Below are 15118 nucleotides of genomic sequence, written 5' to 3'. Positions count from 1 at the left end.
AATTTAAAATTATCTTCTGTATGAAAAAACTGCTACTTATTGCAATCTGCTTCCTGTCATTGCAACTACAGTCATTCCATTCACTGGCGCAGATACCAATTAGTGGTACTACGTGGTCCGGTTCTGGTATTTCAACCACAACCGCTTCCGACCCTAGTACGTTTACCATTATTCCTGCATCAGTAATTCCTGGATCTGCTGCGGTCAATGTTTCGCAGTGGAATAGAAGTAATCTGACTGGTACTGCTACGTCAGCTACATTTTGCTATAATTGTAGCGATTGGGATGCGGGAGCTTCATTAGCTTCTGCTCAGGCAAGCGGTAAATATGTATATTTCACTGTCACAAATGATGGTAATACTGAATTGGAGATAACTCAAATTCACTTAGAATCACAAGTGAGCTCTACAGGACCTACTAATATTCAATGGCAATATGCCATAGGTGCAGGACCTGACCAGAATTTTGGAGCTGCATATACCATTACTGCTGCTGCTGCCACACCATTTAACACGGATTTTGGCGGTATTGCCCACATCTGCGCTGGACAAACTGCTACTTTTAAATTATATGGTTGGGGATCAACTGGAACTGCAGGTACACTAAGAATAAATGATGGTACCGGCATCACAGCTACCTACGTTCAACCCCCTGTAGCTGCAACCGCTAGTAATAGCACTGTTTTTTTTCCTAACTGTTCAGGAGATCCGTTAGATCTGTCTTCAACTCCCTTTGGCGGTGCATTGCCGTATACTTATAGCTGGGCAGGCCCCGGAGGGTATACCAGTACAGATCCTAATCCTAGTATACCGTCAGCAGATTGGGCTACTTATGCAGGTACTTACTCGCTTACAGTTACCGATGCTTATGGTTGTATAAGTGCACCTCCTGCTACTACATTCGCAGATATCAATATGCCTGCCGATACTACTACTACTATTTCTGGTCCATTGTCTTTCTGCACACCGGGTTCTGTAACAATGAGTGTGTTTGATGACGGCATAAGCAGCTATACATGGTTTGATGCATTATTTACTACTGTAAGCGCAACTGCATCCCTTACTACCAGCGCTTCAGGCACTTACCATGTGGAGATATTTGACTTCTTTACGGGTTGTACTACAATTGGTACATCATACACCGTTACCGTTACTACCACACCGGTACCTACGGTTAGCGCCAGCGGCCCTACTACTATTTGCTCACCAAGTACAGTAACGCTGACTACCCCTACAGTTGCGGGCTATACCTACCAGTGGTACGATGCGGGTGGTGCCATAGCAGGTGCTACCAATGCTTCTTATAATATATCCACATCAGGTGTTTACCATGTTACGGTTGTAAACGGTACATGTTCTGCGTCTTCTACCAATACTACTGTTACGGTCAATACGCCTCCTGCGGTTCCGGTGGTCACTCCTGCCGGTCCTATTACCGTATGCTCGGGCAATACTACTACGCTTACTACCAGCACACAGTCTGGTGTTACCTACAGGTGGTGGCGCTCAGGTTTCCCTCTTCCCGGTGCTACCGGCACTACCTATGGTGCTACCACTACCGGCACTTACACTATGGTTGTGACCAACACTGCCAATACCTGCTTTGCTACTTCTAACACGGTATCCTTAACGGTTAATCCTTCACCGTCGGCTTCATTCTCTTCATCATCTACAGTAGTATGCTCTGGCAACAATGTTACCCTCACAGCAGGTGTTGTTCCGGGTATCACTTACCAGTGGTTATTGGGCAATGTGCCAATTGTTGGTGCTACCAACAATCAGTATGTTACTAATGTGCCGGGCACTTACCGTTTGTTAGAAACACGCACTGCTACAGGTTGCTTCGATACAAGCGCGGCTCCGGGTACTACTATTACTACAGCTACAGCCCCTACGGTTGCATCAGCTACTATTTCACCTGCGGGTCCGTTCACTATCTGCTCGTTCGACAGTGTGGTGCTTTCAGTACCGGTTACTGCAGGTGTTACTTATCAGTGGTACAATCCGGGTTCTATACCTGGTGCTACCAGTCGTACTTATACAGCGCGTACCTCGGGTACATATACTATTCGCGTTACCAATGCTGCCACGTGCGTTACCAATAGTCCTAACACAGTTACTATTACGGTCAATCCTGCGCCTCCATCCACTGTTACCACTTCAGGCCCTACAGCGTTCTGTACCGGTGGTAGTGTAAATATTACTGCTGCTATAGGTGGTGGATATACTTACCAGTGGTACGATGCGGCTGGTGCTATTGCCGGTGAAACAGCAAGTACGTACACTGCTACAACATCAGGCACCTATCATGCGGTAGTTACTTCTGCAGCGGGTTGTGCTACTACTACAGCTTCTACTACAGTTACGGTTGTAGCTACACCTACCATTCTTACTACAGGTGCTACATCGTTCTGCACGGGCAATAGCTTACTGCTTACCGCAAGTACCAGTGCTATACCGGGCGTTATCTATCAGTGGAAACGTAATGGCACTAATATACCTGGTGCGGTATCTGCCACCTATGTAGCCAATGTTACAGGCGTATACACTTGCTTTGTGAATATTCCGGGTAGCTGTGCGATACTTACTGCACCTGTCACAGTTACAGTGTTCCCGGCTATTATCCCTGTACTAAGCTATGATGGTACTTATGTAAGCACATACACTACGTATGCATCTTATCAGTGGTATGCTAATACAGTAATGATACCGGGTGCTACCAGCTACCGTGTGGCCGCATTCACTAATGCAGCTTATCGTGTGAAGGTTACAGACGTGAATGGCTGCATACTGCTTTCTTCAGACCTGCCGGTTTACAACCTGGCTGTTGAGAATGTGAATGGCGAAAACGCGATCAGCATTTACCCTAACCCTGCTACAAGCACAGTGCACGTGGCAAGTACGGTGGAGGTAAATGTGAGCATCAGTACTCTGGAAGGCAAGTCTGTAATGACAGGCACGAACAAGAATGATATGGATATTTCATCTTTACCCAACGGTTTATACATGATCACGGTCTTTGATAGTAAGGGCAATCGTGTGCATGTAGAGAAACTGGTGAAACAATAATTCAGTTACCGATAACATACATACAAAGGCTGCCACATGGCAGCCTTTGTAGACTTACAAAGGTTGGTGATGTTGTGCAGGTTGGATTATATTTTAAATAAATGTCATTATTTGGTATTTTAATGACTATAATTTATCTTGCAATGAATACCTTTTGCGTGATTGATAGCGTACGCTATATCCGCACGAATGATAAAAAATACGGTCAATTTAACCAGATATGAAGAAATTATACACCTTATTGTTATTGTGTCTTGTTGCAGTGCAGGTACGCGCTGTGGTGGTTACTGTCAACGCTACCGGGGCAGCAAATTCTTACAAAACAGGTACTATCCGCAACTGGCTTACTCCTCAAAGGCTGGATGGTAATATTGAAGCCAAAAACAATGGTGCACCTGCTGCAGCCAATGGGGTAAGGCGTGGTTGGGCGGTTTTTAATCTTGCGGGCCTTGTGCCTCCGGGGGCTACTGTCAGCGCAGTAACATTGAGATTCACAATTAACGGAGCGGCTACAACAACAGGTAATCCTCCTGTTGCGATCACCGGCTTTTCAGGAGATATGTCTACTGTCACTAATACCACTACATTGTATAACAATTGTAATACAGGTACAGCATTCAATACTACAGCATGGGGTACTACCACTGCTACACTTACACGTGCGTTTAACACTACAGGCGTTACTTTTATTGATGGAGAGGCTGCAGCAGGTAATTTTGTTTCAATCTGTTTCAATGTAACGGGAACACCTAATACGCAGATCTATACTATCACAGGCGAAAATGGTACTGCCGCTACACAGCCACAGTTGCAGATCACATATAGCTGCACTGGTGTTACAGGTGTTACAGCTACGGCTTCGCCGGTTCCTGTCTGCACTGGTTCATCTTTTACTTTGTCTGGCACTGCCAGCGGTGCAGGTAGCTATCAGTGGTCTGGTCCGTCGGGTTATACTTCTACCGATCTTAATCCGCCTGCGCCTATAGTAGGCTCAGCGGCTACAGCGGGTACCTACACACTTGCGGCGTTCTACCCCGGTGTTAATGGTTGCAGCGTAAGTGCTACAAGCGCGGTTACCACCACACCTTCACCTACATCTATTACCGGTAACCTTACTCCTTGCGAAGGCAGTACAACCACATTGGGCAGTACACCACTTACCGGCTCCTGGACCATCAACAGTACATCTGGTGCCACAATAGCGGGCAATGTGGTAACCGCAGGCTCATCTGTGGGTGCAACCACCGTTACCTATACATTACCTAGTGGTTGCAACGTAAGCGCGGCAGTTACCACGCTCGATACGCCTAATGCATTGGGTCTTGCACCATATTATTGCGGAGGTTCTGTAAGCACACTCAGCGCATCGCCATCGGGTGGCACATGGATGGCCAACCCATCAACGGTTGTCTCGATCGATCCTGTTTCCGGTGGTTTGTCGGGTGTTTCAAACGGCACCGCCAATATTACATATACCGGTACTAATGGCTGTAAAACCAGCAGCAGTACAAGTATTGTTATGCCTCCTTCCGCAACTATTACACCTTCTACTGGTAGCTTCCACATTTGCCCGTCACTAAGCACTACTTTGTCTAATGCTATTACCGGCGGCACCTGGAGCGCATCAGGCAGCAACGTGACTATCAATAGTACCACCGGTATGGTAACAGGTGTAAGTCTGGGTACTTCAGATATTACCTACAGCAATACCTGCGGCTCTGCAACAACAACAATTTATGTCGATGCACCACCACCTCCAATTACCGGCACCTTCTCTACCTGTGTTAATGCTTCTGTTATCTTGCATAATGCTGCGGTAGGTGGTGTTTGGAGTAGCAATGATAATTCTGTTGCGCTTACTGCTGCCGGCTTCGGCAGCGTTACCGGTGTAGGTGCGGGTACACTTACTATCACTTATACCGATGTGACAGGTTGCGTAGCAATTACTCCATTTACAGTAAACCCTATACCTGCACCTATTACAGGTACAGCAAGCGTGTGTCCCGGCTTTACAACAACTCTGTCAGATACATCTACTGGTGCTACATGGAGCGTTGCAGATACCAACATTGCCAAGCTTATTGCTCCTGGTATCGTAAAGGGAATAAACGCTTCAACCACCACCATTACCTACACATATACCAGCACAGGCTGTTACAGAACAACACCTTTTACGGTTAACCCGCTTCCGGTGGCTATAACAGGTAATGGTGCTTTCTGTGCTTTAACATCAGATACCTTGCATAATCTGTCATTAGGTGGCACATGGTCTAGCGGCACGCCTGCTGTTGCTGTCATAAACTCCGCAACCGGTATTGTTACAGGTGTTGCGGGTGGTATCGCATCCATAACCTATACATTGCCTACAGGTTGCTATCGCGTACGGCCAATAACTATTCGTCCGTTGCCAAACCCTATCCTAACTTATGATTTCTTTACTGAAACATTGTCTACAGGTACTTTCTATACAAGCTACCAGTGGTATCAGGGCGGTCTGGCTATTCCGGGTGCAAACTCATATAGCGTTGCCGCTACCGATCCCGGCTTCTATAGCGTTTATGTAACAGATACTTTCGGCTGCGAAAAAATGTCTGCAACCAGAACCATTACTGCTGTAAGCGTTAATGGTCCTGACCTGAGTAAGGCTATTTCAGTACATCCTAATCCTACTACCGGACTAGTGTCTATCATTTCCCCTGTATCTGTAAAAGCAGTGATCAGCAGCCTAGATGGCAAGGTTGTTGCCGAGCAAGCAAACGCCCATACAATGGATATCAGCAACTTATCTGCGGGTATGTACGTTATCATGTTATTTGATGAGTCAGGTAACAGAGTAGCTGTTCAGAAGTTGATAAAAGAATAAAAAATATAATTTATATAACGTAAAGGCTATCAGAAATGATAGCCTTTATCTGTCTAAAGAGGGGTGAGTAATACTGTTCTACTATATCTATTTAAACTTAATTCTACGCAGAAGGATATTAGGCGCAGTAATTATCTTCCTCAGGTAAAAAATTTGTACGTTTGCATTATGATCGCCACACTCGAGCAGGCCACTAAACTGGGGCTACGCGAAGAAGAATTTGAAAAGATAAAGGAGATACTGGGCCGCACGCCCAATTTTACTGAAACTGCTATGTACTCCGTAATGTGGAGTGAGCACTGCAGCTACAAAAACTCCATTACATGGCTTAAAACCCTCCCCCGCGATGGTGATAAACTGCTGGTAAAGGCAGGTGAAGAGAATGCCGGACTGGTAGATATAGGCGATGGCTGGGGTTGCGTATTCAAGATCGAGTCTCATAATCACCCGTCTGCTATTGAGCCCTTCCAGGGTGCGGCAACCGGCGTGGGCGGCATACACCGCGATATATTTACCATGGGTGCACGTCCCATAGCTTCCCTCAACTCACTCCGTTTTGGTAAGGTAGATAACCCTAAGACCAAATGGTTGATAAAGGGTGTGGTAAAAGGTATTGGCCACTATGGCAACTGCTTTGGTGTACCTACAGTGGCAGGTGAGGTTTACTACGAAAGTTGCTACCAGACCAACCCACTTGTAAACGCTATGAGCGTAGGTGTTGTGCGCGTAGGAGAGACAGTTTCTGCAACATCGTACGGAGAAGGCAATCCTGTGTTTATAGTTGGTGCGTCTACAGGTAAAGATGGTATTGGTGGTGCATCATTTGCATCTGCAGATATCAGTGAGAACAGCGCAGAGCAACTGCCTTCAGTACAGGTAGGTGATCCATTCGAAGAAAAGAAGTTATTAGAGGCCTGCCTTGAAATGATACCTACCGGTGCATTGATAGGTATGCAGGATATGGGTGCAGCGGGTATTACCTGCAGCACCAGCGAAATGAGCGCCAAGGGCGAGCATGGCATGATCATACACCTGGATAAGGTGCCTACCCGCCAGGCCAATATGAAGCCATGGGAAATGCTGCTGAGCGAGAGCCAGGAGCGTATGCTGATAGTAGTAAAGAAAGGCCGAGAAAGCGAAGTACAGACCATATTTGACAAGTGGGATATACACTGCGTGCAGATAGGTGAGGTAACCAAAGACCTGAACCTGAAGTACTACATGAATGGTGAGCTGATAGCCGATGTGCCTGCTGAGAGCCTGGTGCTGGGTGGCGGTGCGCCTATCTATGAGCGCCAGTTCACAACACCTGCTTATCTCGCGGAGATCAACAAGTTCGACATCAATAATGTTGCGCAGCCTGCCGATCTGAAGGAGATAGCTTACCAACTGATACAATTGCCTAACATTGCCTCTAAGCGCTGGATCTACGAGCAGTACGACAGCATGGTAGGTACTGGTAACACGCAGACCAATGAGCCTAGTGACGCGGCAATAGTACGTGTACACGGCACAGAAAAGGTACTGGCCATGACTACCGACTGTAACAGCCGTTATGTATATGCCAATCCCCGCAAAGGAGCTATGATAGCTGTGAGTGAAGCTGCAAGAAACATTGTCTGCAGTGGTGGCTTGCCAGTGGCTATTACCAACTGCCTGAACTTTGGTAATCCTTATAACCCTGAAGTGTACTACCAATTTGTAGAAGCTATACAGGGCATGGGTGAAGCGTGCCGCAAATTCGATACCCCCGTAACAGGTGGTAACGTGAGCTTCTACAACCAGAGCGAAGACGGCCCCGTGTATCCTACGCCTACAATTGGTATGGTGGGTGTACTGGAAAATATTAATCAGAAGATGTCGCTTGGCTTTAAACACCCGGGCGATACCATATACATGCTGGGTACTAATTACAATGACATTAATTGTTCTGAATACCTGCACCACATAATCGGCGAATCGCACAGCCCTGCACCACATTTTGAACTGGAAGAAGAGTATGTGCTGCAACAGACCGTAGCTAACCTTATTTCAATGAAGCTGGTAAAGTCTGCTCACGATATTTCTGAAGGTGGATTGTTTGCCTGCATGCTGGAAAGTGCTATGGCTAATGGCCTTGGTTTCAACATGACAACAGATGCCAACCTGCGTAAGGATGCTATGCTGTTTGGTGAGGCACAGAGCCGTGTTGTGGTATCTGTAAATACAGATCTTTGCGCTTTATTTGAAGCAGAATTGAAGGGATTGCCATTCACTAAATTGGGTATAGTAAACGCACATAAAGAAATATGTGTAGATGGCCAGAGCTGGGGCTATATAAGCGACTGGAAGGAAGCATATGATACTGCGCTGGAGAAGCTACTGGCATAATTTAATGGCTGAATGAACTGCAATAAATTAATCAATTAGAGTCCCGATGTATGATTGTACATCGGGACTTCTTAATATAGAGACAAGTGACAGGCTACAAGGTAAGTGCATAGGGTGCCGTTATAAAGAAGCAGTGACAAGTTTTTTAAGTTTTTACTTTTAGGTTTTAAGTTTTTTCATCGTGTACATACTCATTGATAACTACGACTCATTTACCTATATACTGCATCACTACCTGCTGCAGACCGGGCATGAGTGTGTGGTGTATAAAAATGATGAGGTAACCATAGATGAGTTGATAGCATTGAATCCTGAACGTATCATCATTTCTCCCGGCCCTGAAACACCGCTACAGGCAGGCATTACAATGGACGTGATCGCTCATTTTCGCGACAAGCTGCCCATACTGGGCGTATGTCTTGGCCACCAGGCATTGGGTATGTATTTTGGTGCTCAGCTGGTGCATGCGGCTCCCATGCACGGCAAGACTAGTAAAGTAGATCATAAGGGGCACGAACTGTTTAAAGGTATAATGTCACCGTTCACGGTTATGCGGTATCACTCATTGGCAATAGAGGGTATCGCAGGCACAGAACTGGACGTAATAGCCACAACAGGGGATGGTATTATTATGGCATTAGCACATAAGAAATATCCGGTCATGGGGGTGCAGTTCCATCCTGAATCAGTAGGTACTGAGCATGGTTTGCAGTTGTTGAAAAACTGGGCGGCAATGAAATTTTAAATAGTGGGTTCCCGTATTATGGTCTTGAGTTTATCAGGGGCTGTTTTCCGGAAGTCTGAGAGGTAAATTTCATGGTGCAATCCATTCCTGGGAAGGTTGTTGGCCTGCATAAACTCATTGATCTGTAACAGCGTTTCTGATTCTTTATCGAACGGACCTATATGCATCATCTGCGCTGCTTTGTGCGCACCCATAAGGTGCAGCTCCACATCTTTTGCAGCAACCACCTGTTTCTTGTCAATGGCAGTAGTGATGCCCATTGCAATGTGTGCTGCGTTTACAAATTCAGGCAGGCGAATCAGTAATCTGTAGTACCATTCACTGCGCGGTATCTGAAGAGGTGTCTCTGAAATAGAAACATCTTTGTACTTTTCCTCATCATACCACCACAAGCCTTCCAGCTTGGCTACTGTAAAGTCGTTGCCTTCTGCTTTGCACATGAATTTAATAACGTAGGCTACCGTATAAAGGGCACTTATACTCACGCCAAATTCCGCGCCTGATGGGTCTCCTTTCCCAAGTATCGATAGAAACTGTGCAGCTTCTACATTGATCAGTTCCGGTTTTAGTTTAGCGGTGTAGTAGCTTTTGTACTTTTTGGTGAGATCTAGTTTTTCCATGTTCATTCTGGAGATAAAAAGCTGTTGCCTGCAAAGGTATGCAGACAACAGCAGGGATTGAAATATTACTTACCTAACTCATCGGCACTTGGGCCATAGCTGCCGGGAATAGGCACATCTAAAAGACGGAGATACACCCCCAACTGTGCACGGTGGTGTGTGGTCTGATCGAGCGCTACGCGCACTACTTCATGCTTCTGGTACTTGGCCAGGATCATCTCGCCGTTGCGCAGCGTCCATGGTTCAAGTAGCTGTTCTTCAGTAGCTTTTTCCAATTCTGCCAGCCCTTGATTTTGTTTTTCTTCAAAGAACGCCAGCAACTCGGCATTATTATTTATTGGCTGCGGGGTATACGGAGTAGCCGCAAAATCGAGCTCGGGAGTAGTAAGGCCCATAGCCGCCCAACCCGGCAGTTCTGCAATATGCGAAGCCAGCTGCCTGATGGTCATGCTCTTTGGGTGTGTCTGCCAGTCGTACTTGTCTTCAGGAATAATAGACAGCATTTTGCGGGTGATCACTGCCTCATTGGCCATTTCTTTCATTAAAATCGGGATGATGTTCATGTGTTTTGTTTGTTATGACTGTGATTTGATACCACAAAGGAACATACGCCCACTGACAACCCTATGGCAGTCTGAAAACTGAGGTGAAAATATTTTCGGAAATTTATTTTAGTGCTGCATTACCAACTAACCGGTAATGATTTCAAGTAATCGTTCAGATCAATGTGATCGGTCTTTATGAACGGGTTGTCTGTGCATTTTATATTAATGATGCGAGATACCCTGAAATCGCGATACTCTTTTCTATTGTGGCACCAGGCTATTAGGTGCCAATTAAATGCGTAGAATATTAAGCCAATCGGTTCCATAGAACGTTTGCTCACTTCGCCATTATTATTCTTGTAACCTATCTCTATTATAGTGCGAGATGATATTGCTGATTGAAGAGGTGAGAGGTATTCATAATCGTGATTAATGAAGGCCGGTACCTGTAGCTTGATGTTGTCGTTGAGCAGTTCCAGCTTCTCCTTTTGTGAGTGGCGCAAAACTGACTTTACCTTATTCAAAGCGCTTGAATAATGTGTCTGTATAGACTTATCTGCAAACCCTGAAACAAGGGCTTCCATCAGTAAGAATGCATTGGCCTCATCTGTAGTGAATGATACGGGAGCAAGGAAATAATCCTTTACCACAAAGTACCCCTTATTCTGCTCAAAGCTCACAGGTATGCCCTGTTCGCAGAGTGCCTTAATATCGCGGTACACTGTGCGTACACTCATGTTGAACTTCTCCGCAATTTTTTCTGCGGGTACATACTTTCTTGATTGCAGTAAGGTGAGGATGCCAAAAAGCCTGTCTATCCTGTTCATGGTAGCGGCTAAGATAAAGACTAAAAGTTGAATGCTGTAACAGTGGCATCTTTTAGTATCTGCTCAATGAAGGCATGGTGTTTCTTTTCATTTCCTGCAACAAGCCATGTGCCGGTTATTATATTACCCACTTTGCTTTGCGAGCCGGTCTTAATAGAGAGCTTATAATGTTTAAACAGTTGTTCGTATTTATGCTGTTTATGTTCTTCATAAGGGTACGCAATTTTGTATTCCCTCAATTGGTTTACCCGGTCTATTGCCTTATCCATAAAAGAGAAGAGTACCAATACTACTAATATCATAAGGCAAGCGGCTACGGCCACAGAGTACCAGCCAATACCAATAGCTACACCTACAGCAGCTGTTAGCCATATAGTGGCAGCAGTAGTAATGCCGGTTACTGAACTATTACTGCGGAAGATAACACCCGCGCCGAGAAAGCCAATGCCTACAACAATATTAGACGCAATACGGTCAGGAGAGGTGCGGTGGCCGAGATACTGTGAGAATAGCGTATACATGGTTGCTCCCAAACAGATCAATATCATGGTACGGAAACCTGCAGACTTACTGCGCAGTTCCCGCTCCAGCCCTATAGCTCCGCCGAGGAGAATAGAGGCAATTAGTTTTATTATGATCTCTTGTGGTAAGTGAGGCATGTGTGCTGTAAAAATAATGATTTCATAACAGATGCTGGTAGTTTATCGTCTGTCTATTGCGGTGTCTCTATTATCTGCGAGGTGTCTAATTTGATTTTTTTTACCGAAAAGGATTATTATTTTTATCCTCTATTTTCTATTATCACCCACTCTTCATGATCGACTATAAGAACGCCACCGTTAATAAACTGAAAACCATAGTGGCAGAGTCTAACGACTATGCCTATGAAAATGTGCTGGTAGCCATATGTGAGCTACGCCAGCGCGGCATTGATATACCACAATCGGACATTGAGGAGTTTTGTATAAAGTACCGACTGCCGGGTATAGAGGCCGGCATGGCTGACTTTTTTAAAGGCAACAATGTGACCTCTTACGAAGAGTACTACCGGAAAAGCACTTATGGCAATCAACCCACACAAGCGCCATTGCCGCAAAGTACCTATCAGCAGCCCATTATGCAGCACCAGCCGGCGCAGCAACAATATAACAGCGGTGGTGGCAATGCCAGCATAAGGGAGGCCGGTAGCGCGCTTATAGGCGCCGCCATTTGGATAGTTATCAACTTTATACTGACTTTTTGCGTGGCTATGTACTGGCAGTTTAAAATGTTGGATATTGCCGCAGGAAAGGAAACACCGGGCAGTTTGCTCTTTACCTTACTGATGCAGGGGGTTCTTTTGTTACTTGCATTTGGTGCCGTAGTGTATAAACTCGCTAAGGCAGGGATGAAGCTAAGAGAGGCATAGGACTTATTCCCTGTAAGCATTCAGCAACTCTATCAGATCTGCTTTTGTATTTGCTTCTTTTACGCCCTTGTCCTGCCGCCACCGCAGTATGCGCGGAAAGCGTAGCGCTATACCAGATTTATGACGTGGGGAAGGGCTGATGCCCTCAAACCCCAGCTCAAACACCAGCGTGGGTGTAACACTGCGCACAGGGCCGAATTTATCTATCGTATTCTTCTTTATCCAGGCATCCACCTCCAGCAGTTCCTTGTCTCTAAGGCCCGAATATGCCTTGGCAAATGGCACCAGCTCATCACCATCCCATACCGCGAATGTAAAGTCGGTATAGAGATTGGCCCTTCTGCCATGGCCCCGCTGCGCATATAGCAGCACCCCATCTATAGAGAGTGGATCGACCTTCCATTTCCACCAGTCGCCGCGGCGACGGCCGGTTTTGTACTCACTGCTTTTTCTTTTCAACATCAGTCCTTCGCACACATACTCACGCGATCTTGCCCGCTCTTCGGCGACTTCATCCCACGTAGTACATTGTACCAATGGTGACAATTGCAGTGGTAACTCCGGATGCTGTTCCTTCAGTGTTGTAAGAAGCCCTTCCAGTACTGTTCTGCGCTCCTGCATGCTGAGATGTCGAATGTCTGTGCCATTGTGCTCTATAATATCGTAACACACCATCACAAGGGGTGCCTCTTGTAAGGCTTTCTTCGTTACGTTCTTGCGGCCTATGCGTGTTTGCATAACATGGAAAGGGAGGAACTTCCCGTCTTTCACGGGTAAGATCTCACCATCTATCACCGTGCCGTTCGGTAGGATATTTATCAGCCCTTCAAACTCAATGAACTTTTCTGTAAGCAGGTCTTCGCCGCGGCTCCACACAAATAACTGTTGATTGCGGACAATGATCTGCCCGCGAATACCATCATACTTTCGTTCTATGATCCAGTCACCAACGGACCCTAATTCCTGAGGTGGTGTTTCCAGCGGGTAGGCCAGGTAAAAAGGATATGGCTTGGAGATGTCGTCACCACTATCACCGGCAGCTAGTAGCTTGGGTAGGGTATTATTATGTGCTTCCCAGTTGCCAGTAAGGCGGTGTGCAATTATGTTCTCATCAACCTTGTAATGCTTTGCCAGTGCCTTGATCACTATCTTGTCTGATACACCCATACGGAAACCACCGGTGATGAGCTTATTAAATACAAATAACTCCTGCCGGCCAAAGTGTTGCCACATATCTGTGATGTAGGCTTTGCGCTGTTGTTCGTCACTGTCTTTTAATGCTATCAATGCGTTGATGATCTCGTGCAGCGGGTGATCCCGCTCATCATTACTCGGAGGAATTACCAGTGATATTGTTTCTGCAAGATCGCCTACGATATGGTATGATTCAGCTAATAACCACGATGGCAGCCCGCTCAGCTCTCCGCTCCATTCCCATAGTTCGCTTGTTTTAATAGTTCGCTTTGGCCTGCGCCCCGACAGCAATGCTACACACCATATGGCATCCTGCTCATCAGCAGTATCCAGGTATGTCACAAGCGCATCTATTTTTTCGTTGGTAGATGTGGTCTGGTCTATGTTGGTGAAGAGTTGGCTAAATGCTTTCATCAGGTTTGTTTTCAGCAGTTTCAGAATCAGTGGTGTCGTCCAGTGCTTCGCCTGTGTACAGCGTATCTACTTCTGTGGCATTTAGTCCGTAATTGGTTTCGAGCCAGCGGGAGTAAATGCTCTTATAGCCATGAGTAACATAGACGTTTTGGGCGCCTGTTTCCCTTACCGCAGTATTGAGTTGCTCCCAGTCGGCATGGTCTGATAACACAAAGCCCCTGTCTGCTCCACGCCTGCGACGCGTACCCCGTAATTGCATCCATCCGCTGCAAATGCCCAGCTTGTAGGGCTGCATACTCCGCAGCCAAGGGGTATCCGCGGCCGACGGTGGCGCTATGATCATAGCTCCCTTTATATCTTTCCGGTTGACAGAGGCATCTATGCGCTTTGCAATGGGTAAGGCGCCAATATTTTCTTCGTATATTTTATTGATATTGTCAACGGCGCCATGCAGGTATATGTCGCCAATGGTGGTGTTAAGATGCGCATGTACCCGTTGCGCCTTACCCAGGGCATAAGCAAGTATTACCGAGTTCTTTCCTTCATCACGGTTCTTCTGCCACCAGGCATTGATATCTGCATACACCTCCTCCGATGTGGGGAATTTATACACAGGCAGGCCAAACGTACTCTCGGTAATAAAGCTGTGGCATTTGACATGTTCGAATGGTGTGGTTATGCCATCTGCCTGCAGTTTATAGTCGCCGCTTACTACCCATATTTCGCCTTTATATTCCAGTCTTACCTGTGCCGAACCCCATATGTGCCCGGCAGGATGCAGGCTTATCTTTACCCCATTGATGTTCAGCACTTCTCCATATTCAACAGACTGCACATTAATATCAGCACCCAGCCTTAATCTCATTACCGGTACCGCCAGCCTGTGTGCTACATAGGCCTTCATGCCCCACCGTGCATGGTCGGAATGTGCATGAGTAATGATCGCCTTATCCACCGGTTTCCATGGGTCAATATAGATGCCTGCCTGTGCGCAGTATATTCCGCATTTGTCGAACGTAAGCATAGGATAGGGAAGTTATAAAAATTAAACCAACGGTTGGCTA

At 46.3% G+C, this 15118-nt stretch carries 11 protein-coding genes; 5 read left to right on the top strand and 6 right to left on the bottom strand.

Going from position 1 to position 15118, the window contains the following annotated elements:
- Positions 1-20 precede the first annotated feature (20 nt).
- The 4 genes from CJD36_RS13215 (at position 21) to CJD36_RS13200 (ending at position 9046) form a co-directional block, all read left to right on the top strand.
- Positions 21-3068, top strand: coding sequence for an Ig-like domain-containing protein (locus CJD36_RS13215; RefSeq protein WP_105039651.1), 3048 nt, complete (start codon positions 21-23; stop codon positions 3066-3068).
- A gap of 220 nt (positions 3069-3288) precedes the next feature.
- Positions 3289-5931, top strand: a complete 2643-nt coding sequence (locus CJD36_RS13210) for a T9SS type A sorting domain-containing protein (protein ID WP_105039650.1) — start codon at positions 3289-3291, stop codon at positions 5929-5931.
- A 168-nt stretch (positions 5932-6099) separates the two neighbouring features.
- On the top strand, positions 6100-8301 hold the full coding sequence (gene purL / locus CJD36_RS13205) for a phosphoribosylformylglycinamidine synthase subunit PurL (protein ID WP_105039649.1): 2202 nt from the start codon (positions 6100-6102) through the stop codon (positions 8299-8301).
- A 181-nt stretch (positions 8302-8482) separates the two neighbouring features.
- Positions 8483-9046 (top strand): anthranilate synthase component II, encoded by a 564-nt coding sequence (locus CJD36_RS13200; RefSeq protein WP_105039648.1) that lies wholly within the window; start codon positions 8483-8485, stop codon positions 9044-9046.
- On the opposite strand, the gene CJD36_RS13195 is transcribed toward CJD36_RS13200, so the two are convergent.
- The 4 genes from CJD36_RS13195 to CJD36_RS13180 form a co-directional block, all read right to left on the bottom strand.
- Positions 9043-9666 (bottom strand): GyrI-like domain-containing protein, encoded by a 624-nt coding sequence (locus CJD36_RS13195; protein WP_105039911.1) that lies wholly within the window; start codon positions 9664-9666, stop codon positions 9043-9045. The two genes, CJD36_RS13200 and CJD36_RS13195, sit on opposite strands and share 4 nt — an antisense overlap.
- A 65-nt stretch (positions 9667-9731) precedes the next feature.
- The gene (locus tag CJD36_RS13190; protein ID WP_105039647.1) at positions 9732-10229 is read right to left on the bottom strand and encodes a DinB family protein; all 498 of its coding nucleotides are present in this window, start codon (positions 10227-10229) and stop codon (positions 9732-9734) included.
- Positions 10230-10348: 119 nt separating this feature from the next.
- Entirely contained in the window at positions 10349-11038 is a 690-nt protein-coding gene (locus CJD36_RS13185) for a helix-turn-helix transcriptional regulator (RefSeq protein ID WP_105039646.1), read from the bottom strand.
- 20 nt (positions 11039-11058) lie between these two features.
- A complete protein-coding gene (locus tag CJD36_RS13180; RefSeq protein WP_105039645.1) occupies positions 11059-11697 on the bottom strand; it encodes an MgtC/SapB family protein in 639 nt (212 codons plus the stop codon).
- Positions 11698-11852: 155 nt separating this feature from the next.
- Here CJD36_RS13180 and CJD36_RS13175 point away from each other — a divergent pair, with 155 nt between their 5' ends.
- Positions 11853-12446: a hypothetical protein gene (locus CJD36_RS13175; protein WP_105039644.1), complete on the top strand. Its 594-nt coding sequence runs from the start codon at positions 11853-11855 to the stop codon at positions 12444-12446.
- Positions 12447-12449: 3 nt separating this feature from the next.
- On the opposite strand, the gene CJD36_RS13170 is transcribed toward CJD36_RS13175, so the two are convergent.
- Positions 12450-14054: an ATP-dependent DNA ligase gene (locus CJD36_RS13170; protein WP_105039643.1), complete on the bottom strand. Its 1605-nt coding sequence runs from the start codon at positions 14052-14054 to the stop codon at positions 12450-12452.
- Positions 14041-15078, bottom strand: a complete 1038-nt coding sequence (locus CJD36_RS13165; protein ID WP_105039642.1) for a ligase-associated DNA damage response exonuclease — start codon at positions 15076-15078, stop codon at positions 14041-14043. Before CJD36_RS13165 ends, CJD36_RS13170 begins: the two co-directional genes overlap by 14 nt.
- Between the last annotated feature and the right edge of the window lie 40 nt (positions 15079-15118).

It is taken from the genome of Flavipsychrobacter stenotrophus (genome assembly GCF_002954265.1).
In the GTDB taxonomy this organism is placed as follows: Bacteria; Bacteroidota; Bacteroidia; order Chitinophagales; family Chitinophagaceae; genus Flavipsychrobacter; species Flavipsychrobacter stenotrophus.
The sequence above is the reverse complement of the archived record's forward strand: the minus strand, read 5'-3'. Positions and strand labels throughout refer to the sequence as shown.